20 protein-coding genes and 2 pseudogenes are annotated in these 23,453 nt (G+C 63.1%); 16 read left to right on the plus strand and 6 right to left on the minus strand.

Annotated features, from left to right (window positions below):
* Position 1 precedes the first annotated feature (1 nt).
* On the minus strand, positions 2-1,030 hold the full coding sequence (locus FJ959_RS15850) for a LacI family DNA-binding transcriptional regulator (protein ID WP_140515875.1): 1,029 nt from the start codon (positions 1,028-1,030) through the stop codon (positions 2-4).
* A gap of 457 nt (positions 1,031-1,487) precedes the next feature.
* On the opposite strand from FJ959_RS15850, the gene FJ959_RS15855 reads away from it, so the two are divergent.
* The 9 genes from FJ959_RS15855 (at position 1,488) to FJ959_RS15895 (ending at position 9,927) form a co-directional block, all read left to right on the plus strand.
* Positions 1,488-2,600 (plus strand): Gfo/Idh/MocA family oxidoreductase, encoded by a 1,113-nt coding sequence (locus FJ959_RS15855; protein ID WP_140630773.1) that lies wholly within the window; start codon positions 1,488-1,490, stop codon positions 2,598-2,600.
* A 26-nt stretch (positions 2,601-2,626) separates the two neighbouring features.
* The gene (locus tag FJ959_RS15860; protein WP_140567567.1) at positions 2,627-3,541 is read left to right on the plus strand and encodes a sugar phosphate isomerase/epimerase; all 915 of its coding nucleotides are present in this window, start codon (positions 2,627-2,629) and stop codon (positions 3,539-3,541) included.
* 55 nt (positions 3,542-3,596) lie between these two features.
* Positions 3,597-4,541, plus strand: coding sequence for a substrate-binding domain-containing protein (locus tag FJ959_RS15865; RefSeq protein WP_140630775.1), 945 nt, complete (start codon positions 3,597-3,599; stop codon positions 4,539-4,541).
* A gap of 43 nt (positions 4,542-4,584) precedes the next feature.
* Positions 4,585-5,604, plus strand: coding sequence for an ABC transporter permease (locus FJ959_RS15870; protein WP_181165269.1), 1,020 nt, complete (start codon positions 4,585-4,587; stop codon positions 5,602-5,604).
* Positions 5,605-5,606: 2 nt separating this feature from the next.
* Positions 5,607-6,383, plus strand: coding sequence for an ATP-binding cassette domain-containing protein (locus tag FJ959_RS15875; RefSeq protein ID WP_140499887.1), 777 nt, complete (start codon positions 5,607-5,609; stop codon positions 6,381-6,383).
* 4 nt (positions 6,384-6,387) lie between these two features.
* Complete coding sequence (locus tag FJ959_RS15880) at positions 6,388-7,569, plus strand: aldose 1-epimerase family protein (RefSeq protein ID WP_140630778.1); 1,182 nt, start codon at positions 6,388-6,390, stop codon at positions 7,567-7,569.
* 85 nt (positions 7,570-7,654) lie between these two features.
* Complete coding sequence (locus FJ959_RS15885; protein WP_140516296.1) at positions 7,655-8,737, plus strand: fatty acid desaturase family protein; 1,083 nt, start codon at positions 7,655-7,657, stop codon at positions 8,735-8,737.
* A 28-nt stretch (positions 8,738-8,765) separates the two neighbouring features.
* A complete protein-coding gene (locus FJ959_RS15890; protein ID WP_140515869.1) occupies positions 8,766-9,077 on the plus strand; it encodes a MocE family 2Fe-2S type ferredoxin in 312 nt (103 codons plus the stop codon).
* A 49-nt stretch (positions 9,078-9,126) separates the two neighbouring features.
* A complete protein-coding gene (locus FJ959_RS15895) occupies positions 9,127-9,927 on the plus strand; it encodes a 3-methyl-2-oxobutanoate hydroxymethyltransferase (RefSeq protein ID WP_140557936.1) in 801 nt (266 codons plus the stop codon).
* On the opposite strand, the pseudogene FJ959_RS15900 reads toward FJ959_RS15895, so the two are convergent.
* Together FJ959_RS15900 and FJ959_RS15905 are read right to left on the minus strand one after the other, a co-directional pair.
* Positions 9,892-10,326 (minus strand): annotated as a pseudogene (locus FJ959_RS15900) (aromatic amino acid lyase); the annotation flags it as partial. The gene FJ959_RS15895 and the pseudogene FJ959_RS15900 overlap by 36 nt on opposite strands.
* Positions 10,326-10,982 (minus strand): annotated as a pseudogene (locus FJ959_RS15905) (ornithine cyclodeaminase family protein); the annotation flags it as partial. The pseudogenes FJ959_RS15905 and FJ959_RS15900, both read right to left, overlap by 1 nt.
* Before the next feature lie 84 nt (positions 10,983-11,066).
* Between FJ959_RS15905 and FJ959_RS15910 the strand changes: the two are divergent.
* From FJ959_RS15910 to FJ959_RS15940, 7 genes are all read left to right on the plus strand, one after another.
* Positions 11,067-12,500, plus strand: coding sequence for a DHA2 family efflux MFS transporter permease subunit (locus tag FJ959_RS15910; RefSeq protein WP_140630781.1), 1,434 nt, complete (start codon positions 11,067-11,069; stop codon positions 12,498-12,500).
* 271 nt (positions 12,501-12,771) lie between these two features.
* On the plus strand, positions 12,772-13,758 hold the full coding sequence (locus FJ959_RS15915; protein ID WP_140499878.1) for an ABC transporter permease: 987 nt from the start codon (positions 12,772-12,774) through the stop codon (positions 13,756-13,758).
* A 118-nt stretch (positions 13,759-13,876) separates the two neighbouring features.
* Positions 13,877-14,902: a sugar ABC transporter substrate-binding protein gene (locus FJ959_RS15920; protein WP_140557939.1), complete on the plus strand. Its 1,026-nt coding sequence runs from the start codon at positions 13,877-13,879 to the stop codon at positions 14,900-14,902.
* Positions 14,903-15,160: 258 nt separating this feature from the next.
* Positions 15,161-17,284, plus strand: a complete 2,124-nt coding sequence (locus FJ959_RS15925) for an SMP-30/gluconolactonase/LRE family protein (protein WP_140521557.1) — start codon at positions 15,161-15,163, stop codon at positions 17,282-17,284.
* Positions 17,281-18,330, plus strand: a complete 1,050-nt coding sequence (locus FJ959_RS15930; RefSeq protein ID WP_140630784.1) for a hypothetical protein — start codon at positions 17,281-17,283, stop codon at positions 18,328-18,330. Before FJ959_RS15925 ends, FJ959_RS15930 begins: the two co-directional genes overlap by 4 nt.
* Positions 18,330-19,826 carry a sugar ABC transporter ATP-binding protein gene (locus FJ959_RS15935; RefSeq protein ID WP_140567554.1) on the plus strand — a complete coding sequence of 499 codons (1,497 nt, stop codon included), beginning with the start codon at positions 18,330-18,332 and terminating at the stop codon, positions 19,824-19,826. The genes FJ959_RS15930 and FJ959_RS15935 overlap by 1 nt, the downstream gene beginning before the upstream one ends.
* Positions 19,827-20,084: 258 nt before the next feature.
* Complete coding sequence (locus FJ959_RS15940) at positions 20,085-20,492, plus strand: carboxymuconolactone decarboxylase family protein (RefSeq protein WP_140499869.1); 408 nt, start codon at positions 20,085-20,087, stop codon at positions 20,490-20,492.
* An 11-nt stretch (positions 20,493-20,503) separates the two neighbouring features.
* Here the strand turns inward: FJ959_RS15940 and FJ959_RS15945 are convergent, their stop codons facing one another.
* The 3 genes from FJ959_RS15945 to FJ959_RS15955 form a co-directional block, all read right to left on the minus strand.
* Entirely contained in the window at positions 20,504-21,391 is an 888-nt protein-coding gene (locus FJ959_RS15945; RefSeq protein ID WP_181167664.1) for an amidohydrolase, read from the minus strand.
* Positions 21,391-22,467, minus strand: coding sequence for a VWA domain-containing protein (locus FJ959_RS15950; protein ID WP_181167242.1), 1,077 nt, complete (start codon positions 22,465-22,467; stop codon positions 21,391-21,393). The genes FJ959_RS15945 and FJ959_RS15950 overlap by 1 nt, the downstream gene beginning before the upstream one ends.
* A gap of 101 nt (positions 22,468-22,568) precedes the next feature.
* On the minus strand, positions 22,569-23,450 hold the full coding sequence (locus FJ959_RS15955; protein WP_140630787.1) for a MoxR family ATPase: 882 nt from the start codon (positions 23,448-23,450) through the stop codon (positions 22,569-22,571).
* Between the last annotated feature and the right edge of the window lie 3 nt (positions 23,451-23,453).

Below are 23,453 nucleotides of genomic sequence, written 5' to 3' on the forward strand. Positions count from 1 at the left end.
ATCAGATTTCCGGGATGTTCTCCTTGAAGATCACCTGGAGCCTCGGCTGATGCAATTCGTAAGGCAGTCTCCGGACCGCATGGGTCAAGGTGTTGAGCGCTTCGCGCGCTTCGACGCGCGGGTTCTGGTCGATGACCGCGTCGAGCGTGCCGTCGAGCAGAAGCTCCTTGGTGCCTTCGGTTACCTCATGGCCGAGGAAAACCATCGATATCGCACGGCCGCGCTCCTTGAGCGCGCGGGCAATGCCGGTGTTGCCCGCGCCGACATTGTAGATCGCGGCCAGGTCGGGGTGCCGCTCCAGAAGGGCTGATGCCTCCGAATAGGCCTTTTCGCGGTCGTCAAGCATCTCGCGCATTTCGACAATCTCCAGATTGGGCGATTCCTCGGCCAATATGTGCCGGAATCCCATCTCGCGTTCCTCATGGCCGCGATAGGAGAGCGAGCCGGCGAACAGCGCCACCTTGCCAGGACGTTCCGACCCCATGAAACGGTTGAGCAGATAGCCGGCCAGGCGCCCGGCGGCGCGGTTGTCGATGCCGATATACGCGACCCTTGGCACATGCAGGATGTCGGAGGCGATGGTCACCACCTTGACGTCGTTGGCCGACAGCGAGCGGATCGCCTCGCGCACCGTCGGATGGTCGAGCGCGATGACGCCGACGCCCTGAGTCTGGCCGCGCAGATCCTGCAAAAGGCGTGCGAGCCGGTCGGGATTGAAGCCCTCTATGGTGGCGATGTGGACATCGAGATCCGGCCGCGCCAAGGCTTGGGCTTCGATGTGGCGATGCAGCATCTTGATGAAGGAATTGGTGCCGGCCGGCAGCGCGAAGTCGAGCCGGATGACATCGCCGGACAAGGGCTTGAGAGGCGCCCCGTTCGCGCCTTCGGCGATGTAGCCAAGACGCCGCGCCATTTCGAGCACGATTTCGCGCGTGCGCGCCCGCACACCCGGACGGTTGTTGAGAACACGGTCGACGGTGGCGGCGGAAACGCCGGCTTCCCGGGCTATGTCAGTCAGGGTGGAACGCACCGTCTTTCATCTCCTCAATGCATCAGGATCACGCAATGCCGACCGCCGGCCGGGTGGCGACTGCTCTTCGCCATCCGCGATTCTGATGGGAAATGATGTATCCGGCCTTGGCCGATGCGCAAGCAGCCAGGCTAAATCAGATCGCCCGGCAGGATCGCGTCGGCATGGGAAAATAGATTTCCCATCAAATCGAGGCATCATGAGCGCTAGATGGATCTCCGTATGACGCATTTCCCTGCCTCGTTGCGATGTTATGAGGTGTTTTGATTATTTATGATGTTGACAGCCTTCCCGTACTGCCGTCAATGTCCCTCATGGCTGTGGAGGAAACATTGGCCCTGAGGGAGGAATTCCAATGCCTGATCCGATCCGCATGCCGCGGCTCCGGTTGCTAGCATCTGGAAGCGCGTTGGCGAGATGACGACGGCCGCGAAGACAGAATTCTGGGAGGAAGAGATTGGCAGGCAAAGGCTTCGAGCCGGACGTGAAGGTTCGCACCAGGGAATTCAAGATCGGCTGCGTCGGCGCCGGCATGATCATGGCCGAATGCCATCTCGCGGCCTATAAGGAAGCAGGCTTTCCTGTCGTGGCGATCGCTTCGCGTACAAGGGCGAATGCGCAGAAGGTCGCCACGCGCTGGGGCATTCCGACCGTCCACGACACGCCGGAACGACTAATCGAGGATCCGCAAGTCGAGATCATCGACCTGGCTTTCCCGCCGGACCAGCAGCCGGCGCTGATCCGCCACGCGCTGAAGCAGAAGCACATCAAGGCGATCCTGGCGCAGAAGCCGCTGGCGCTGTCGGTCGAGGAAGCGGTGAAGCTGCGCGACGAGGCGGCGAAGGCGGGCAAGATCCTCTCGGTCAACCAGAACATGCGCTACGACCAGTCGATGCGCGTGCTGAAGCAGATCATCGACAGCGGCGCGCTCGGCGACGTCGTCTTCGCGCAGATCGACATGCATGCGATCCCGCACTGGCAAGGCTTCCTCGAGGAGTACGACCGGCTGACGCTTGCCAATATGAGCGTGCATCATCTCGACGTGCTGCGTTTCCTGTTCGGCGATCCCGATGAGATCACCACGCTGACGCGCAAGGATCCGCGCACGACTTTCGAACACACCGACGGCATCACCGTCTCGACGCTGCGCTTCCCGTCCGGCGTGCTCGCCGTGTCGCTGGAGGATGTCTGGTCCGGTCCGCGGCAAGAAGGCTACAAGGACGACCAGCACATCAACTGGCGCGTCGACGGCACCAAGGGCGTCGCCAAGGGCACGATCGGCTGGCCGACCGGTGCGGCCTCGACGCTCACCTATGCCTCGGCCGAGACGACGGATGGCGAGTGGGTCAGCCCAAGCTGGGACACGATGTGGTTCCCGCATGCTTTCATCGGCGTGATGGAACAACTCCAGCACGCCGTGAAGACAGGTACGCCACCGGCGCTTTCCGTCGCCGACAACGTCAAGACCATGGCGCTGGTAGAGGCGGGCTATCGCTCGATCGCTTCGGGCCGCACGGTCAAGCTTTCCGAAATCTCGACAACCCGATCAATTGAAATCACTGGTAACTGAATCGCTTACAGGGAGGAATTCACACCATGATGCAGGCAGGTATTTTCACGGGCTATTTCCCGTACGGCCTCGAAGAGACGGCGAAGAAGATCCGCGGGCTCGGTTTCAACACGGTGCAGCTCGACCTGCATTTCAGGGATATCGACCTGTCGGCCGGACAGATCACCAAGGACAAGGCCAAGACCGTGCGCGATGTCTTCCGCGACCACAACCTGCCGGTCTGCTGCGTGTCGGGCTACACCAACATCATCCATCCCGACAAGGCAGAGCGCGACAAGCGCGTCGGCTACCTCAAGGAAATCATCCGCAACGCCCGCCATTTCGGCTCGCCCTACGTGATCTCGGAAACCGGCACCTACAACACCGAATCCGACTGGGTGCACCACCCCAAGAACAAGACCGAGGAGGGGTTCGAGGAATGCCGCAAGGTGATCGCTGATCTTGCGCAAACCGCCTATGACCATGGCGCGGTCTTCCTGCTCGAAACCTATGTCAACAACGTCGTCGGCTCGGTCGAGGAAACGGTCAAGATGTTCGCGCAGGTCGACCATCCCGGCCTGGGCCTCTTGATGGACCCGACCAACTACTTCGAGACGCACAACATCGACAGGATGGACCAGATCCTGAACCAGGTGTTCGACACGTTGACGGACAAAATCAAGATAGCGCATGCCAAGGACGTCAAGCGCTCGGGCAGCGACAAGTCGGAAAAGCACGCCGACATCGGCGATGAGGATGCCATGGAAAGCCACACCTTCCGCGGCGTCGGCGAGATCGAACTGCCGGCGCCCGGCCTCGGCTCGCTCAACTACGACCTTTATCTTCAGCGGCTTGCCGAGAAGCACCCGAACATTCCGGTCATCATCGAGCACCTGTCGGAAGACGACGTGCCGCGCGCCAAGACATTCCTCGACGGGAAGTTCCGCGCCAACGGCCTGTGACGGCCGGCCGCGCCGCCTGTGCATGGCGGCACGGCTCCAAACAAGGAGGAAAGCAATGTTGAAATCTGCATTGAAATTGGCGGCCGCCGCGACTGTGCTTGCCGGCATCGCGTTCGGGTCGGCCGCGCAGGCACAGGACGGCCAGAAGACCTTTTATCTACTGTCGCATGGCGGCCCGTCGGATGCGTTCTGGATCGACTGGAACGCCGGCGCCACAAAGGCCTGCGACCAGCTCAAGGTGACCTGCAAGATCTCCTTCAGCGGCGGCGACATGGCGGCGCAGAAGGAAGCCTTCAATTCCGCGCTTGCCGCCAAGCCCGATGGCATCGCCACCACCTCGGCGCAGCCTGGCCTGTGGACCGAGGAGGTCAAGGCGGCGAAGGCCGCCGGCATCCCGATCGTGTTCTTCAACACCGACGATCCGGCGACGGGGCGGCAGGCCTATGTCGGCGCCGACCTGAAGGAGGCCGGCACGATCTGGGCAAAGTATCTTGTCGACCACAAAATGGTGAAGCAGGGTGACAAGGTCTTTCTGCCGGTCGAAGTCCCCGGCGCAAGCTACCAGCAGCTCGAGACCGAAGGCATCGCCAGCGTCTTCGATCCGCTCGGCATCAAATATGACGTGGTCGATTGCGGCACCGATCCGGCCGGCATCATCGCCAGGATGACCGACTATATGGTTGCCAACAATCCGCCGGCGATCATCGCGCTCGGCGATTCCGTGGCGGCCAGCGTCAAGCGGGTCTTCGACGGCGCCGGCGTGCCGGCAGGCAAAATCCCGGTCGTCGGCTGGGGCAATTCGAAGGAGACGGCGCAAGCCGTCCAGGACGGTTTCGTCAACGCTGCGGCCTGGCAGTACCCATCGGCGCAGGGCTTCATGCCGGTAGCACTGCTCGGGCTTGCCGCCTCGGGCGAGCCAATCGGCTACGACATCCACACTTTCGGTCTCTACGACGCGTCGAGCGTCGAGCCGATCCTCAAACTCTACGACAAGAAGTGAAAATGGACGCCCGCCGCGCCGGCGGCGGGCGCCTGCAAACAGCATGGTTCAGAACGTCATGGCAGTCACCGCGGAAGAGGGCGCAGCAAGCGCCAGGAGCAGGTCGAGGCTGATGCGCTCGCCGCAATTTTCCTCGTTCATCATCCTCGTCGTCCTTCTCGTGGTATTCGCGATCGCGGACGGCAATTTCCTGTCGCCGCTCAACATCTCCAACATGATGGCGTTCCTGCCCGAGCTCGGCATCATCGCGCTCGGCATGACGCTGCTTCTGACGGCCGGCGAGTTCGACCTGTCGGTCGGTGCCGTATTCGGCCTGGCGCCAGTGGTCGTGATGCTTCTGGTGCAGAACGGCGGGGTGGATATCGGCGTCGCCCTTCTGGCTGGACTTTTACTGTGCATCGCGATTGGGGCGATCAATGGGGTGATCGTCACCAAGATCGGCATCTCGTCATTCCTGGTGACCCTGTCCATGCTGCTGATCGTGCGCGGCGCGGCCCTCTACATCACGCAGGGTTTCCCGCTGAAGTCGTGGGACCAGCCTGGCTTCTTCGTGACGCTGCTTGCCGGCAGCTTCAATATCGGCTCGTTCCGCTTCTACACCTCGCTGTGGTGGTTCGTCGGCCTGTCGTTGCTGGCAATCTACGTCCTGCGCTATGCCAAGCTCGGCAACTGGATCAGCGCCATCGGTTCCAACCGCAACGCGGCAGTGGCCCGCGGCGTGCCGGCGGACGCCGTCAAGATATGGCTGTTCATCGCCACCTCGGTGCTGGCCGGGCTTGCCGGCATGATCAGCGCCTTTCGTATTTCGGCCGCTTCGCCGGTGGCCGGCACAGGCTATGAGCTCGAAGTGATCGCCATGGTGGTGGTTGGCGGCACGGCGCTGACCGGCGGACGCGGCACCATCCTGGGCACCATCGTCGGCGCGCTGATGCTGCGCGCCATCCGTAACGGCATCGTGCTCGTCGGCGTGCCCGGCCTCGCCTACAACATCTTCGTCGGCGTGATCATCCTCGCCATGCTCATCCTGCATGCTTTGCTGCAGAAAAACGCGGCAAGGAGCTGACTATGATGCAAGAAGTGCTTCGGCTGCAGAACCTGCAAAAATCCTTCGGCAGCGTGCGCGCGCTGAAGAATGCCTCGCTGACGCTGAGAGAAGGCGAGATAGTGGCCCTGCTCGGCGACAATGGCGCCGGCAAATCGACGCTGATCAAGGCGATCTCCGGCGTCTTCCCGGTCGATCGCGGTGACATCTATGTGCGCGGGCAGAAGGTTTCGATCCGCTCGACGCGCGACGCGATGGATCTCGGCATCGAGACCATCCACCAGGATACGTCGCTGGCGCCGGATCTCAGTATCGCGCGCAACCTCTTCCTCGGCCGCGAACCGGTCAATTTCAAATGGTTGGGCGTGTTTGCGCCGCTCGATCTCGCCAAGCTGCGCGATGCTGCCTCCTCCCTGCTGAAGCGCGTCGGCATCTCGAAGAAACTCGACGCCGACGCGCTGGTCTCAACGCTGTCGGGCGGCGAGCGCCAGTCGATCGCCATTTCGCGGGCCATGCAGTTCGCCGCCAAGGTGATCATCCTCGACGAGCCGACCAACAATCTCGGCGTCGAGGAAACCCATGGCGTGCTGCGCTTCGTCAAGGAGATGCGTCAGGCCGGCCATTCGGTGCTGCTCATCACCCACAACATCCATCACGTGTTCGAGGTTGCCGACCGCATCATCGTCATGCGCCGCGGCGAGATCGTTGCCGAGCAGACGGTCGCCGATACCGATCTGCTGACCGTGGAAAGCATCATCACCGGCGCCGACCTGTCGGCTCTGATGAAGAGGGCGCAGTGACGGCATGGTAGAGCTTTACGGCAAGACGCTCTCGCGCCGGCAGGTCTCGGAACGCTCCGGCATGCTGTCGCAGTTCGCCGGCGTGCGGCTGATGACGCTCGGCGACGGGGTGGAGCGCGGTGTCCGCATGCTGGAGTTCCGCACCGGCTCCGGCCTGCGCTTCACCGCACTCGTCGACCGCGCGCTCGACATCGCCGATTGCGACTTCAAGGGCCAGGCGATCGGCTGGCACTCGCCGGGCGGTTTTCGCAACCCCGGTCTTCACGACTATGAGGGGGAAGGGGGGCTGGCCTGGGCGCGCTCCTTTTCCGGTTTGCTGGTCACCTGCGGCCTCGACCATATACTGGGTCGGGAAGAGGTGCCGGCCGAGAACTACAACTATCCCGGCAAGAAGACCGTGATCCATTCGCTGCATGGCCGTGTCGGCACCATCCCGGCGCGGCTGACCGGCTACGGTGAGGCGTGGGACGGCGACCGCTGCGTGCTGTGGGCCGAAGGCATCGTCCAGCAATCGGCGGTATTCGGCGAGGATCTGCATCTGATCCGGCGGATCGAGGCGGATGTCGGCGGCAACGAGATCCGGCTGTCCGACCGCGTCGTGAACCATGGCTTCAATCGCACGCCGCATATGTATTTCTACCATGTGAATGTCAGTCATCCCCTGCTTGACGAGGGCTCGCGCTACCTCGCGCCAATCCGCGACGTGGTTTGGGCCGGCCATGCCGGCGAGCGCTATGAGGCGCAGAAGGTCGGCTACCGCACCGTGCCGGAACCGCGAATGGGGTTCAGCGAACAGGTCTGGCAGCATGAAATGGACGCCGATGGAAAGGGCGAGGTACCAGTGGCGGTGGTCAACGACCGGCTCGGCCTCGGCTTCGAAATGGTGACGCGGAAAGACCAGCTGCCTTGCGCCTATCAATGGCAGAATTTCCAGGCCGGACAGTATGCGCTGGGTATCGAGCCATCGACGCATCATGTGCTCGGCGATCTCGCCGCGCGCGAACGCGGCGAGATGATCTGGCTGGAGCATGACGAAGGCCGCGCCTACGATGCCGTGTTCCGGGTCCTGGACGGCAGGGAAGCTATCGCCGGCGCCGAAGACAGGATTGCGGCAATCGCCCGCCAGCCCGAACAGGATTATCCTCGGCCCTCCGGCAATTTCCGGAGACTGGCGGGCCCGGCATGAGCGCGACATGTATTCAAAGCAAGCCCTCCGGCCGGCGGGCCGGATTGCGAGCGGTGCGAGAAGTTTGGAGGCCCGTGTGAAGACGATGGCAAAAAAGCGGGATTACAGCCTGGTCGGTGAAAGCACCAGGGCCGCGATCGAGACCGGCCTGGCCTCCGCCGAATGGTACCACACCGATGTCCCCCGCAAGGTGATGAAGGAGCTGATGCAGCGTTCCGACGGGCCGGCGATCCGCGACACCATCATCTGGATTGTTGCGATCCTGGGCTCGGCCGCCGGCATCATCTGGTTCTGGGGCTCATGGTGGGTGGTGCCGTTCCTGTTCGTCTACGGCGTGCTCTACGGCTCGTCGAGTGATTCGCGCTGGCACGAATGCGGCCATGGCACGGCCTTCCGCACGCGCTGGATGAACGATGTCGTGTACCACATCGCTTCCTTCATGCTGATGCGCAATCCAGTGCAATGGCGCTGGAGCCATGCCCGCCACCACACCGACACCATCATCGTCGGCCGCGATGCCGAGATCGCCGTCATGCGGCCGCCGGACCTGTTGAAGGCGGCGCTGGCCTTCACCGGCATCCTCGATTTCCGCTACTCGCTGCCGACGCTCGTGCGCCAGGCGTTCGGCAAGCTGTCCGACGAGGAAAAGAGCTATGTTCCGGAAATGGAATGGGCAAAGGCCGTGACGGCCGCGCGGTGGCATGTTGCCGTGTACATTGCGACGATCGCTGTCGCGGTCGTCCTCAGGTCATGGATACCGGTGGTGCTGATTGGGTTGCCGCGCCTCTACGGCACCTGGCACATGGTGACCACCGGCCTGCTGCAGCATATCGGGCTGGCCGACAATGTCGTCGACCACCGGCTCAACACGCGCACCGTCTACATGAACCCGATCAGCCGGTTCATCTACTGGAACATGAACTATCATGTGGAGCACCACATGTTCCCGATGGTGCCCTATCATGCGCTGCCCAGGCTGCATGAGCTGATCAAGCACGACCTGCCCGTGCCGAACCCGTCGATGTGGCATGCCTATCGCGAGGTCTGGCCGGTCCTGCTCAGGCAGCTGAAATACGAGGACTACTACCTCAAGCGCGAGCTGCCGCCGACGGCCAGGCCCTATCGCGGCGAATTCCATGAGTTCGACATGTCGGCGGCGGCTGAATAAGGATCGCGAATGGTTGCGGGAGACAGAGATGGTCGATTGGATTGAAGCGTGTGCGGTGGACGATGTCGAGGAAGAGGATGTCATCCGCTTCGACCACGGTGGCCGAACCTTCGCGATCTATCGCTCCCCGGACAATGAATTCTTCGCCACCGACGGTTTCTGCACGCATGAGAAGGCACATCTCGCCGACGGGCTGGTGATGGACGACATCATCGAATGTCCCAAGCACAATGGCCGCTTCAACTATAAGACCGGCCAGGCCAAGGGCGCGCCGGTCTGCGTCAATCTTGCGACCTATCCGGTGAAGATCGAAGCTGGCAAGGTGATGATCGAGATCTGAAGCGCGGCACACCGATCCGGCACCGCGGCAAGCAAAAGAGGAACGTTTAATGAGCCGAAAGAGACCGACCGTCGCCGACCTGCGCGCCATGAAAGGCAAGCGTCAGCTGACCATGCTGCGCGTGCTGACCCTGGACGAAGCGGAAGCTGCCGAGCGGGCAGGGGTCGATATCGTCTCCGTGCCGCCGGAACTCGTGCTCAACCCGCAATACCGCGATGCGGCACCGAGCCTGTTCACCATGCCGGGAGACAATTTCTACGAAATCGGCACATCGGATGATTTCCTGCGTTGGGCTTTCCGGCTCTACAAGGCCGGCGCCGACGCGGTCTATTGCAGCGCGGGCTACGCCACCATCAAGCGGATGGCGGACGATGCCATCCCCGTCATCGGCCATGTCGGCCTCATTCCATCCCGCGCGACGTGGACCGGCGGCTTCAAGGCGGTAGGCAAGACCGCCGGCGCCGCCATGCAGGTGTTCGAAGCGGTGAAACAGCTCGAGGCCGCCGGCGCCATCGGCGCCGAAATCGAAGTGGTGCCGGTCGAGGTCGCCAAGGCGATCTCCGAGCGTACCTCGCTGATCATGCTGTCGATGGGCGCGGGCACCGGTTGCGACGCGCAATATCTGTTCGCCGAAGATATCCTCGGGCAGAATCGGGGCCACATGCCACGACACTCCAAGGTCTATCGCAACTTCGCCGCTGAATATGATCGGTTGCAGGCGGAGCGGGTGGCTGCATTCTCCGAATATGTCGCCGACGTCAACAGCGGCGTCTATCCCGAGGACAGGCATGTGGTGCACATGGACCCGGCCGAGCTACGCCTGTTCCTGGACAAGGTCGGTCGGGGCTAAGGTCGGCTGCCATCTGTCGCTGGCAAGCGCTGTATGCAGCGCTTCGGCTTCGATGCCGAGCGGCCGATCCTCCTTCAGCGCCGGCACCAGCGCGCGTATCGCCGTATGGATAGCGGCTGTGCGCGGCGCCAGCGTCAGCCCGTCGCGCAGATCGACGGCCTGGGCGGCCGCCATCAGTTCGAAGGCGATCAACCGGCGCCACAGTGCAATCATGGCGGCGCATTTCGAAACGGCCAGCGGCGTCTGCGTGGCATGGTCCTCGACGCCCTCGGAGACGGGCAGGAAATCGAGCATCACCGGATTGGCCTTGTGGCGGATGGCGGCCAGGATCGATGTTACCGTCTTCTGCAGCGGCACGAAGCCGGCCGATGCGCCGCCGACCGGCGACAGGTATTTCGGACCGCGCTCATCGTGCCATAGGGCACTACCAGCGTGCCACGCTTGATCCACTCGGTCTTCAGCAGCGGCTGCGGTTCCGGCAGCCGCGAGGCCTCGACGACGATGTCGGCGCCCTCGACGCAACTTTGCCAATCGGCCACCGCCTTGACCGGCTTGCCGAGATCGGTGGAGAGCCTGGCGGCAAAGCCGTCGCGGCTTTCCGGCCGGCGCGAATGGACACGGATCTCGTCGAAGTCGAAGAGGTGGTCGAGCAGCCGCACGTTCCAGTAGGCCGTGCCGCGCGCGCCGATATGGGCAAGCACCTTCGAATTCCTGCGCGCCAGATGCCTGGCGCCGATCGCGGTGACGGCGCCGGTGCGCATGTCGGTGATAACGGTGGCGTCTAGGATGGCGCGCGGCGCGCCGGTGCGCGGATCGAACAGATTGAGGATGCCGAATTCGGAGGGCAGGCCGTGCAGGTAGTTATCGACATAGTCGCCAACGATCTTCACGCCCGCCGCATCGAGCGGCGCCACGTAGCCGCGCAAGACATTGAAATGGCCGTGGAAAGAGGGATCAGGCTCTAGATGAACGCGCGGCTCGATCACCGTCTGGCCGTTGCCTTGTGCCACCAGGCCGGTCTTCATGCGTGCGCGTTCCTCGGCCGCCCCGTTCATCCATAACAGGCCGCGCCGCGACACGAAAGTTTGTTGGCCCTTGCCTGGACGTCGCCGGCCAAATGCTGTTCAAAGCGGTCCGTCATGACTGCCATCCCCGAGACTGAAGTTTTAGCCGACCCAGCCAGCAGTTCGCGGCGTGTGGCGCTGATCGTCGCCATTGCCTTCTTCATGCAGCTCTTGGATTCGACGATCATCTCGACGTCGCTGCCGCAGATGGGCGCCTCCTTCGGCGTGCCGGCGGTGGCGATGAGCATCGGCATCACCATCTACATGCTGACCATGGCGGTGTTCGTGCCGCTGTCGGGCTGGCTCGCCGACCGGTTCGGCGCGCGCAACATCTTCCTGATGGCGATCGCACTGTTCACGCTGGCTTCGCTCGCCTGCGGCTTCTCCGAGAATCTCACCGAGTTCGTCGCGGCGCGCGCCGCGCAAGGGCTGGGCAGCGCATTGATGACGCCGGTCGGCCGCATCCTGGTGCTGCGCAACGCGTCAAAATCGGAACTGCTCAACGCAACCGCGCTCATCACCTGGCCGGCGCTGTTCGCGCCTGTCGTTGGTCCGGTGCTTGGCGGTTTCATCACCACCTATCTCTCCTGGCACTGGAATTTCTTCATCAACATCCCGCTTGGGCTGATCGGGCTGGCGCTGGTCGCCCGCTTCATCCCCGGTGACCGTGAAGCCGATCCCAAGCCACTCGACTGGCCGGGTTTCTTCCTGACATCGGCGGGACTTGCTTGCCTTCTCTGCGGCCTCGAGCGTATCGCGCATCCCGACGACGGCGTGCTGCCGACGGTGCTGCTGGTCGCGGCAGGGATCGTCATCGGCTGGTTGGCGGTGCGGCATCTCCGGCGCGCGCCCCATGCGCTGCTCGACCTGTCCTCGTTCAAGGTGCTGACCTTCGCCATCTCGACGCTTGCGGCCGGCACCATATTCCGCGTCGCGATCAACGCCACGCCGTTCCTGCTGCCGCTTTTGTTCCAGGTCGGCTTTGGCATGAGCCCGGTCGATGCCGGCATGATGATCCTGGCCTATTTCCTCGGCAATCTCGGGATGAAGACGGTGACGACGCCGATGCTGCGCCACTTCGGCTTTCGTTCGGTGATGGTCGTCAACGGCGTCATTGCGTCCGCATCGATCATGGCCTGCGCGGCGATCTCGCCGCAGACGCCGCAGGCGCTCGTGGTGGGGCTGATGCTGATCGCCGGCCTGTCGCGTTCCATGCAGTTCACGGCGCTGAACACGCTGGCCTTCGCCGATGTCGCCGCGGCGCAGCGCAGCTCGGCGGCGACCCTGTCCTCGATGCTGCAGCAGGTGGCAATGCTGTTCGGTGTGGCGATAGCTGCGGCGATCCTCAACCTGTCGCAGATCGCCAGGGCCCAGCCGGCGCTGGACCTCGTCGATTTTCGAGTCACCTTCCTGGTGATCGGCGTCATCGGGCTGGTGGCGTCGTTCCGTTTCCTGGTGTTGCCGAGGACCGCCGGCGCCGAGGTTTCCGGCCACATGGCCGGGAACTGAAATCGAATTTTCCCATCCACCGCAGGGTTAAATTCCATCTTCGCCTTGCGCCTTGGTGTCGTGCTTGCGCAAGACGCAGGGATGGCGCAAACAATTGCCAAAAGTGCTGAAGTTTCCGGGCATTGCGCCAGCATCAGCAATCAATGCGTCCACATCGCGAGTCTCGTCGGCAGTCCGTGTTTTGAACGCGGATTCATTTGACGAACCGACGTTGAGCCGATTAGCTTTCTTCCCAGGGGCGGCAGCGCTGCCGCCGGGGTGAAGACAGACAATGAACGCGATCGGTCGGCCGAGTTTCAAGAGCCTGAACCAGGAAGGTATTGTCTTTGCCATAGCGGTGATGCTGTTCATTGCCGCGGCCATAGGCCTGCCGGGCTTCATCGCTCCGAACAATCTCGTTGCCATCGTTCGTTCGGTCTCGGTACTGGGCATATTGGCATTGGGCATGGCGGTCGTCATCATTGGCCGTGGCATCGACCTCTCGGCGGTGGCGATCATGGCGATGTCGGTCGCCTGGTATCTGCAGTTGATGAATTCAGGAACGCCTGACGGGCTCGCCTTCGCCTATGTGCTGGCCGGCGTGCTCGCCATCGGCCTGCTCAACGGCTTTCTCGTCGCTTACGCCGACGTGCCGGCGATCTTCGTGACGCTTGCCACCGGCTCCTTCGTCTTCGGCTATGTGCGCTCGCAACTGATCACGCAGGATGCGGTTCCGGTGCCGCAGGGCCATTGGGTGGAACTGCTTGGCGGCCTGCGCTTCCTCGACATTCCCATCGAGGTGTTCGTCTTCGCTGCACTGGCTTTCCTGTTCTTCCTGTTCCTGCGCTACACCAAATGGGGCCGCTACATCTATTTCGCCGGCGATAATCCGGTCGCCGCGCGCAACATCGGTATTCCAGTGCGGCCGATGCTGGTGCTGCGCTATGTGCTTTCCGCCTTCGTGGCGCTGATCGCCGGCCTGCTGACAGCGGCCAGCCTGCATTCGATCAACACCCGCGTCGTCAACTCGACGCTGCTCTACGACATCGTGCTGGTGGCGGTGATCGGGGGCATCGGGCTTTCGGGCGGACGAGGCGGGGTGCGAAACGTGCTGGTCGGAGCGGCGCTGATCGGCATCCTGCTCAATGCGATGACCATCATCGACATTCCGCTGCTCTACCAAAACCTGATCAAGGCGGCGATCCTGCTCGGTGCCATCATCGTCGACGGCATCATCAATCCGCGTGACGAACAGACGGCGCAGCAGGGCGACATCTAGAGCATGATCCCGAAAAGTGGGAACTTTTCGGAAAAGATCATGCTCAAACAGGAAGACTAAACCAAAGCGGACGGTTGGGGCCGGCCGTAAATAACAACGACCAACCAGAGGATGTGACATGAAACTGATCAAAACATTGATGGCCGCCGCGACGGCGCTTGCGGTCACCGCGTTCGTGGCGCCGAGCTTCGCTGCCGACGATCCGGGCCCCGCTGCCTATGCGCAGGCACTCAAGAGCAAACGCGTCATGCTGGTGCCGCTGGCGATGGGCTTCGACCTGGCGCAGGGCTGGGCGCACTATCTGAAGACCGAAGTCGAGGCCTGGGGCGGCACGTTCGAGACGCGCGATCCGAACTGGGTCGTCGATGCCGGCGCGCAGGCGATCACCGATGCCATCTCCTCCGACACCAGGCCTGACGTGCTGATCATCCACGCGCCCGACCTCAATTCCTACTCCAAGCTGATGAAGAAGGCGCAGGCAGCCGGCACCTACGTGATCCTGGTCGACAATCCCGCCAATTTCCCGGCCGATGCCTTTGTCGGCAGCGATTGGGACCGGCTCGGCCAACTCGAGGCGGAAGCCGCGATCAAGGGCTGCGGCGAGAACTCGTCCAAAAAGATCGGCCTTGTGCAGGGCGATCAAGCGAACTCCTCCAGCCTTTATCAGTACGCCGGCATCATGAAGGTACTGGAAAAGCATCCCGAGTTTCAGGTCGTGGCCAAGCCCGACTCCAACTGGGATGCGACCACCTCGCGCAATGTCACGACGACGATGCTGCAGCAGAACCCCGACATCTGCTCGATCATCGACTTCTGGGATGGTGATGCTACTGGCGCGTCGGCCGCGATCCGTGATGCCAAGCTCGAGGGCAAGGTTTTTCTGGTCACCACCGGAGGCGGCGAAAAGGCGGCCGACTGCGACAAGCTGCAGGACGGCACTTATGGCGCGGTTGTCATGACCGACCTTGCCCGGCAGTCGGGGGACATGAACGCCATCATAAAGTTCCTGCTGCAGAGCGGCCAGCCGGCCGGCACGTCGCACACCTACATCTACACGCTGGAGAAGGCGACGACCAAGGCCGACCTCAAGCCCGACAGCTGCTGGGACCTGAAGGCGCTGCAAGCGGAAGCTGCGGCGAAGTAGGTCGCGAGTTTACGCCTGATATCAATATGGCGGCCGGGTTGTACGTGGACAATCTCCAACCTCGGCGCTGCCCCTCACCTTACCCTCTCTTCGTGAAACGGGGAGAGGGGGTGTCGACGCTGGAGCTTATCCCTTCTCCCCGTTCTTCACGGGGAGAAGGTGCCGGCAGGCGGATGAGGGGCAGCGGCGAAGTTGAGAATTGCTCCGGAGCGATTACCCCGCCACCTTTTTCTCTTCTCTCGCAATAGCAGTGACCTGATGTCCTTTCGCGAACGCCTCCAGGCCTGGCGCTACAATCTCGTGCCCGACCATCTGGTCGGCGAGATACTGACCAAGCGCTGGACCGACAATGCCATTCCCTTCCTGGCACTGGTGGCAACACTCGGCGTGTTCGGTTCGATCATTCCGGGCTTCTTCAAACTGACCTCGCTGCAGGAATCGACCCGCCAGCTCGGTGAATTCTCGATGGTCGTCACCGGCATGACGGTGGTGATGCTTGGCGGCGGCATCGACCTGTCGGTCGGCTCGATCTTTGCGCTGTCCTGCTTTTCGGCCGTCTATGTCTTCTTCATCCTCGAACAGTCGATCTGGCTGGCGCTGGCCGCTTCGCTTGCCGCCGGCCTCGTCTTCGGCGCCGTCAACGGCTATCTCGTCGGATACCTCAGGCTGCGCGCCTTCCTCACCACGCTGGTGACCTTCATTTTCGGGCGGGCGCTGTTCGACATCCTGGTCACCACCTATGCCGCCGATGTGCAGCTGTCCCAAGCCACCTCCGATGTGCTCGACTTCATCGGCGACGGCACCTTCTGGGGCCTGTCGGTCTCGGTGTGGTTGGCCATTATCCTCGCCATCGTCACTCATATCGCGCTGACGCGCTCGCGGCCCGGCTGGCATGTGCTGGCGGTTGGCGGCTCCCGGCGCTCTGCCCACAATGCCGGCATCCGTGTGCGCCGCACCGTGTTCATGACTTATGTCTTCTCAGGCTTCTGCGCCTCGATCGGCGGCTTCCTCATAGCTTGCCGGCTGAGCGGAGCAGGGCCGGGCACCGGCCTCAACCTTGAGATCATGGCGCTGACCGCGGCGGTGGTCGGCGGCGTCAGCCTCGGCGGCGGGCGCGGCTCGGTGATCAAGGGGCTGATGGGCGCCATCATCGTGCTCAGCATGACCAACGGTCTGATCAGGCTGGGCTACGGCACCGGCACCAACCAGATGGTGCTGGGCATGATGCTGGCGGTGGCGGTGACGATCGACATCCGCTGGCTGAAGAACCGCCACAAGGTGCTGAACGAGGTCTATGTCGCGCCGGTCTATCTCAGGATGGGCGAGACGCAGTCGGCGGCGCCCGGCTCCGGCACATCATACGAACTCGACGACAGGCTGTCGGGCGCCGACCATATCGGGCTCGGCGAACTGGAGGGACCGGAAGATGTCATCCTCGACCGTGACGACCACCTCTATTGCGGCACGCGCCATGGCGAGATCGTCCGCTTCTTCGCACCGGACTATGTGAAGTCGGAAGTGTTCGCTCATATCGGCGGCTTTCCGCTCGGCCTTGCCTTCGACAAATCAGGCAATCTGATCAGTTGTGTCGGCGCCATGGGGCTCTATTCCGTCTCGCCCGATCGTGAGGTCAAACGCCTGTCGGCCGAAACGTCGCGCTCCTGGACATCGGTCGTCGACGACGCACGGCTGCGCGATCCCAACGACTGCGACATAGCACCGGACGGCCGCATCTATTTCACCGACTCGACCAAGCGCTACGACGCGCATGACTGGGCGCTGGATTCGATCGAGAACCGCGCCACCGGCCGCCTGCTGGTCTATGATCCGAAGGACGGATCGACCAGGACGCTGCTCGACGGCTACCGCTACACCAACGGCGTGTGCATGGCGCATGATGGCAAGTCGCTGTTCTTCGCCGAGAGCTGGGCCTGCCGTGTGCATCGCTACTGGCTGGAAGGGCCGAAGGCCGGCACCGCCGAATGCGTCATCCGGGACATGCCGGGCTACCCCGACAACATCAACCGCGCTTCCGACGGCAATTACTGGATGGCGTGGCTCGGCATGCGCACCCCGAGCTTCGACCTGTCGCTGCGCCATCCCGACATGCGCAAGCGCATGACACGCCGGCTGCCGCAGGACGAATGGCTGTTCCCCAACATCAACACCGGGGGCGTGGTGAAATTCACGGAGGAGGGCGACATCGTCGAAGCGATGGGCGACCTCTCGGGCGGCGCGCATCCGATGGTCACCTCGATGCGCGAGCACAAGGGTTTTCTGTTCGTCGGCGGCATCCTCAACAACCGCATCGGCCGCTACAAGATCTCGGGTGCCGATCCGAACTGGACCAGCCCGGCTTCCTATTGGGGAGCAAAGCGATGATCCTCGATCCCATCCTGGATTTATTTCGCGGCAAGGCGGTGACGATCCCGCCGCTGGATGGCGCTTTCCGACCCAACACGCAGCTTGACGATGCGCCGGCGTTTGCCGAACTGACCGAACCGGACAATCTGCTGATCTCTGGCGACAAGCTGCTCGCTTCCAGCGGCAACGCCGTTTATTCGATTGCCGCCGGTACCGCGCCCAAGTTGGTCGAGACCTTTGCGTCCACCGTTACCGCGCTGGCGTTCTCGCCATCGGGTGAGCTGACGGTCGGATTGGAAAGCGGCAAGCTCCTGGTCGGCGGTAGGGATGTTTCGCTACCGGCTGGTGTCAGCTGCATCACCGCGCTCGCCTATCCCGGTGACGGCGCTCTGTGGCTGGCCAATGGTTCGGCCGAATTCGCACCATCACAATGGGCGGCCGACCTGATGAAGAAAGGCGCGTCCGGATCGCTTTGGAAGCAGGATGCGGCAGGCGGGACCTTCCGCAAGGTGGCCGGCGCCATCGCCTTTCCCTATGGGCTCCATCCCGTCGGGGGGGATGTGCTGGTGAGCGAGAGCTGGCGCCATCAGCTCATCCGCTTCGAGGCGGCAAGCGGCAGCCGCTCGACGGTGTTGACCCATCTGCCCGGCTATCCCGCGCGGCTGTCGCCGGCAGCCGATGGCGGCGCCTGGCTGACCCTGTTTGCGCCGCGCAACCGGCTGATCGAATTCGTGCTGCAGGAGACGCATTACCGTCAGGACATGATCGAGCAGGTGCCGCCGGCCTATTGGATCGCACCGGCTCTGGCCTCAAGCCGCAGCTTCCTCGAACCGCTGCAATGCGGCGGCATCCGCACGATGGGCATCCACAAGCCCTGGTCGCCGAGCCGCTCCTACGGTCTGGTGGTCAGGCTCGACCAGAAGATGCAGCCTCGGTTCAGCCTGCACAGCCGCGCCAACGGCATACGTCACGGCATTTGCAGCGTGGTTGAAAAAGATGGCGAACTGTTCGTCGCCTCGAAGGGCGGCGACTGCGTGTTGGCTGTCGATGCCGGGGGGTTTTGATGGAACCAATCGTGCGCCTGGAGAATGTCACCAAAAATTATCGCGGCGTGCCCGCGGTCAAGAATGTCAGCTTCGAATTGCGCAAGGGCGAGATCCACGCGCTGCTCGGCGAAAACGGCGCCGGCAAGTCGACGCTGACCAAGATCATCGCCGGAGTGGTCGACGCCAGTTCGGGCAAGATGTTCCACAAGGGACGCGAGATCGCTTACGCCTCGCCGCATGCGGCGCTCGAGGCGGGCATCGCAATGGTGTTCCAGGAGACCAGCCTGGTGCCGTCGATGACGGTGGCGCAGAACCTCTATCTCGGCACCGAGAAATTCCTCAACCGGCTGCGCGGCACCTACATTTCGGCGCAGCAGTTCCTGCAGTCGCTGAATTTTCCGGTCGACCCGAACGCCATGGTGGCGACGCTTGGCGCGGCCAAGCGCCAGATGGTCGAGATCGCGCGCGCCGTGCACCACAATGCCGAGATCATTATCTTCGACGAGCCGACCGCGACGTTGACGCCGGAGGAGAAGCGGCACTTCTTCGCGCTGATTCGGCGGCTCAAGGCGCGCGGCGTCTCCATCGTCTTCATCAGCCATGCGTTGGAGGAGGCGCTGCTGATTGCCGACCGCATCACCATCCTGCGCGATGGCGAGTTGGTCATCACCGACGACACGTCGGCCTTCGATCGCGACCGGATCGTTGCCGCCATGGTCGGGCGCACGCTATCGGGGCAGATCTATCGCCAGCGCGACGAGGCCAAGCTGCGCAAGGCGGGCAAGAAAGTGCTGTCGGTGCAGGATATCTCAATGAGCAATGTCGTGCGCAACAATTCGTTCTCGATCTTCGAAGGCCAGATCACCGGCGTCTTCGGGCTGATCGGCTCCGGCCGCACCGAGACGTTCAAGATCGTGTCCGGCATTTACAAACGCGATTTCCTGCGCGGCGGGGCGATCGAGCTGGACGACAGGCCGGTGCGCTATCTCGTGCCGAGCGAAGCGGTGGCCGACGGCATCGTCTACGTCACGGAGGACCGCAAGAGCGAAGGTATTTTCGAGACGATGGGCATTGCCGAGAACCTGTTCGGCGGGCTGCTGGCGGCCGGCCGCGAAAAAGGCTGGGTGATCAATCAGCAGGAGATGCGCGCGCTCTCCGCCGAATGGACCAAGACGCTGAACATCAGGGCGATCAACGACAATGCGCGCGTGGTCGAGCTTTCCGGCGGCAACCAGCAGAAGGTGGTGATCGGCAAGGGGCTGGTGCAGAAGCCGCGCGTCGTCATCTTCGACGAGCCGACGCGCGGCGTCGATGTCGGCGCCATCGCCGAGATCCACCAGATCATCAACCGGCTAGCCGACCAGGGTCTGGCCGTCGTCGTCATCTCGTCCTACCTGCCGGAGATCATGAACCTGTCCGACCGGATCCTGGTCTGCCGCCAGGGCCGTATCGTCGAGGAGTTTTCGCCGGCCGAGGCGACGGAGGAGAAGATTATGTATGCGGCGGTGCATTAGAGAGTGTGTCGGTATTCAGGTGAGGCCGGCCTGCAAACGCCGACTTCCTGCGCTTCCGGCGCTCACGTACTTCAAGTACGCTCCGCTCCGGTTCTCGGAACCCGTCGTTTTCGACTCGGCCTGACCTGAATCTCGACACACCCTCGCGGTGCTGTTTGCGTCGCAAAAGGCGAATAAGCGAATGAAGTGAATGGATTGGCGGCGGCTGTTCAGCGTCCGATTCAAACGTTCGGCATTGAAAAAACGAAAGGAAACACCATGGCCACCACCAGACTCCTGAGCGATGCCGAGGTGGAGAAAATCCCGGCCTTAAAGGCGGTGTTCGACGACATCCGCGCGACGCGCAAATCCGATTTCGTCAATAATTTCTGGCGCGGGCTGGCCAATGATCCTGCGGCGCTGAAGCGTATCTGGGAACAGCTCAAGGCGGTGATGGTTGCAGACAGTGCGATCGATCCGTTGACCAAGGAGATGATCTACATCGCGGTGTCGACCGCCAATGGCTGCTCCTATTGCGTCCATTCGCACACCGCGGCGGCGCGCGCCAAGGGCATGACAGACGCACAGCATGGCGAACTGGTGTCGATCATCGGGTTGGCGGGACAGACCAACCATCTGGTGACGGCAATGCAGATCCCGGTCGATCCACAGTTCGAGGTGAAGTGAGGAAAGACGCGCTACACCGGCCTGTAAACCTTCTCCGCCGCGTTCCAGAAAATGTCGGCTTCCGCCGCCGTGCCATGCTTCTCCACCGCATCGCGGTGCGCCTTGATCAGTTCGGCGTGGCCGGTCCAGAGCTTCTCGATCGGGAAGTTCGAGCCGAACATCAGATGGTCGCTGCCAAGAATATCGATCGCATTGTCGATGATGTAGGCGATCAGCGCCGGGTCGTTGCGGTGAACGAAGGTGCCGAGGCCAGACAGCTTGGCGTAGAGATTGGGCGCCGCCGACAGTGTGCGCAGGCCGGCCTTCCAGGCTTCGGTGGTTTCCGGTTCCATGCCGGTCAGCATGCCGGCGTGGGTCAGGATGAAATTCGTCTCCGGGTTTTCGCCGACCAGCGTCAGCCCGTCCTTCATCTGGGCGGGGAAGAGCTGCAGGTCGAAGGACAGGCCGTAATCCTTCAGCCGCGCGACGTTGGCGCGGACCTTGGGGTCGATCACCTGGTCGGCCGAGGCGGCGAAGCGGAAGGCCGGGATCTCGTGCCAGTGCAGTTGCATGCGCACGCCGCGCAGCAGCCTGTATTTCATCAACCGGTCGATCTGCGGCCTGACATCGTCCACCGTCATGTCGGCATAGCCGACGATGGCGTGCGGCCAGCCGGTCTCGTCAGCGGTCTTCTGCAGGAAGGCGACCTCCTTCTCGAAATCCTCCTTGGCCCAATTGGTCTGGACATAGACGGCTTTTTCGACGCCCGAACCTTTTTGGTCGGCCAAAAATTCATCGATCGGATAGTCGCGGCGGATCGGTTCGTAAGGGCCGAAGATGCGCGGCACCATCGGGCCGACCAGCCATGGTTGGTCCTTCTGGCGCCAGATGTGGAAATGCGCGTCGATGGCTTTCTGCATCACGATACCCTTTTCCAGATGGTCGCGGCCGCCGGGGCGGGGCGTGCGAGCGACAGGATGAAATCGGTGAGGCCGGCCAGCGACGAGCCGTCGACCAGATCGTCGAGGTCGGGCAGGATGGCGCGCAGCGCCGCTGTCGCCGGCTGGAAGCGCGGATCGCCGGCCAGCGGGGTCGCCAGCGACAGCCGGAAGGCGCGGGCGCTAAGCCTGCGCATGGCAATCTCCAGTTCGGCATGGTCGCCGCGCTCCAGCGCGTCGGAGAGAATGACGACCGCGGCGCCGCGCGTGAACGACGAAAAGCGCGGCACCGAGAGGAATGCCAGCAGGGTCGGTCCCATGCGGGTGCCGCCATCCCAATCGTCGACCTGGGCCGCCGCGCGCGCCAGCGCCTGATCGCGGTCGCGGATACGCAATGCCGAGGTGATGCGGGTGAGCCGCGTGCCGAAGGTAAAGATCTCGGCGCGGTCCGCGCCCTGGACGGCGGCATGCGCCAGCTTGAGATAGTCGGCGGTGTGCAGCTTCATCGAGCCGGAGACATCGATCAAGAGCAGCAGTTTGCGCGGCACGGTCTGGCGGCGGCGCAGCAGCGGCGAGGGGACATCGCCATCTGCGCCGACGATTTCCCTGAGCGAGCGGCGCAGGTCGAGCTTGCCGCGCGAATGGGTACGCACGGTGCGGAAGGAACATCGGGCGGGCAGGGCCGATGACAGCTTTCGGCGAAACGCGGTCAGACTGTCGTCGTCGCGCTGGAAGTCGCGCGAGCTCAACTGCTCCAGGGCGGAAGACAACTCGCCGCCTTCCTGTTTCTGCTCGGCCTCGATCCGTTCGTCGTCGGCACCGCCATCATCCTTGATGCGCGTTTCCTCGTCTGCATCGCCTTCGATCACAGCTGACGCGTTGCCATAGAAATGGCTCTGGAAATGCGCTTCGAATTCGTCGCGGCGGTCAGGCGGCGGCGCTAGTGTGGCCAGGGCCGCCTCACGGATGTCCGCCATCGAGCGCGGCCCCAGCAGGGTCACGGCCTGCATGAAACGGGAGACTTGTTCCGGGGCAATAGCGAAGCCGTAGCGGCGCAGCAGGCGAGCGAAGCTGAGCAAGGGCGTTGCGGCGCGGGGGAGATGTCCGGCAGGACAGAGGGGGGCGCTGTCCCGCCCGCGTTGCTGAATGACGTCGCGGCTCACGCCAGCACCTCGTCGACGATCCGGCCGAGCTCGGGCGCGATGTAGGACAGATCCTCCTCGTCCTTGATCAGCACGCCGATGGCGCGGCGGAAGGCTTCCGGCCATGGACTGCCGCCTTTTTCGAGAATGGTCGCGGCATTGGCCCATTCGACCGCCTCGGCGATGCCGGGCGGTTTGGCGAGTGGACGCGCGCGGATGGTCTGCACGGCTGTGGCCACGGCGCGTGCCGTTGCCTCTGCGACATCGCCGGCGCGCAGCATGATGATGGCCGCCTCACGCTCGGCATCGGGATAGCCAATCCAGTGATAGACGCAACGCCGCCGGAGCGCGTCGGCGAGTTCGCGGGTGCGGTTGGAGGTCAGGATGACGATCGGCTGTGTGGTGGCGCGGATGGTGCCGCGCTCGGGAATGCTGATCTGGAAGTCGGAAAGAAACTCCAACAGCAGCGCCTCGAATTCGTGGTCGGAACGGTCGATCTCGTCGACCAGCAGGATGCGCTGCTCCGGCGCCTTCAGGACCTGCAGCAGCGGGCGGGCGATCAGAAAGCGGTCGTCGTAGATATCGACTTCTTGCTCGCCGGCATGGCGGATGGCGAGCAGCTGGCGCTGGTAGTTCCACTCATAGAGTGCATGCGCGGCGTCTATGCCTTCATAGCATTGCAACCGCACCAGATCGCGGCCGAGCAGTTCGGCCATTGCCTTGGCCGCTTCCGTCTTGCCGACGCCCGGAGCGCCTTCGAGCAGCAGCGGCTTGCCCAGCCGGATCGCCAGGAAGATGGCCGTCGCCAGGCTTTCATCAGCCAGATAATGCGAGGCAGCGAGGCGCTCGGCGACCACTTCTGGCGAAGTCGCGACCGTTTCGGCGTTTACCTCGGGCATGTC

This window comes from Mesorhizobium sp. B2-2-4, from assembly GCF_006442375.1.
Classification (GTDB): Bacteria; Pseudomonadota; Alphaproteobacteria; order Rhizobiales; family Rhizobiaceae; genus Mesorhizobium.

Bases quoted from the DNA above. Each gene is read 5' to 3' on its own strand.
- FJ959_RS15860 (WP_140567567.1), top strand. From the start codon at position 2,627: ATGATGCAGGCAGGTATTTTCACGGGCTATTTCCCGTACGGCCTCGAA.
- FJ959_RS15865 (WP_140630775.1), top strand. From the start codon at position 3,597: ATGTTGAAATCTGCATTGAAATTGGCGGCCGCCGCGACTGTGCTTGCC.
- FJ959_RS15870 (WP_181165269.1), top strand. From the start codon at position 4,585: ATGGTTCAGAACGTCATGGCAGTCACCGCGGAAGAGGGCGCAGCAAGC.
- FJ959_RS15875 (WP_140499887.1), top strand. From the start codon at position 5,607: ATGATGCAAGAAGTGCTTCGGCTGCAGAACCTGCAAAAATCCTTCGGC.
- FJ959_RS15880 (WP_140630778.1), top strand. From the start codon at position 6,388: ATGGTAGAGCTTTACGGCAAGACGCTCTCGCGCCGGCAGGTCTCGGAA.
- FJ959_RS15885 (WP_140516296.1), top strand. From the start codon at position 7,655: ATGGCAAAAAAGCGGGATTACAGCCTGGTCGGTGAAAGCACCAGGGCC.
- FJ959_RS15890 (WP_140515869.1), top strand. From the start codon at position 8,766: ATGGTCGATTGGATTGAAGCGTGTGCGGTGGACGATGTCGAGGAAGAG.
- FJ959_RS15895 (WP_140557936.1), top strand. From the start codon at position 9,127: ATGAGCCGAAAGAGACCGACCGTCGCCGACCTGCGCGCCATGAAAGGC.
- FJ959_RS15910 (WP_140630781.1), top strand. From the start codon at position 11,067: ATGACTGCCATCCCCGAGACTGAAGTTTTAGCCGACCCAGCCAGCAGT.
- FJ959_RS15915 (WP_140499878.1), top strand. From the start codon at position 12,772: ATGAACGCGATCGGTCGGCCGAGTTTCAAGAGCCTGAACCAGGAAGGT.
- FJ959_RS15920 (WP_140557939.1), top strand. From the start codon at position 13,877: ATGAAACTGATCAAAACATTGATGGCCGCCGCGACGGCGCTTGCGGTC.
- FJ959_RS15925 (WP_140521557.1), top strand. From the start codon at position 15,161: ATGTCCTTTCGCGAACGCCTCCAGGCCTGGCGCTACAATCTCGTGCCC.
- FJ959_RS15930 (WP_140630784.1), top strand. From the start codon at position 17,281: ATGATCCTCGATCCCATCCTGGATTTATTTCGCGGCAAGGCGGTGACG.
- FJ959_RS15935 (WP_140567554.1), top strand. From the start codon at position 18,330: ATGGAACCAATCGTGCGCCTGGAGAATGTCACCAAAAATTATCGCGGC.
- FJ959_RS15940 (WP_140499869.1), top strand. From the start codon at position 20,085: ATGGCCACCACCAGACTCCTGAGCGATGCCGAGGTGGAGAAAATCCCG.
- FJ959_RS15945 (WP_181167664.1), bottom strand. From the start codon at position 21,391: ATGCAGAAAGCCATCGACGCGCATTTCCACATCTGGCGCCAGAAGGAC.
- FJ959_RS15955 (WP_140630787.1), bottom strand. From the start codon at position 23,450: ATGCCCGAGGTAAACGCCGAAACGGTCGCGACTTCGCCAGAAGTGGTC.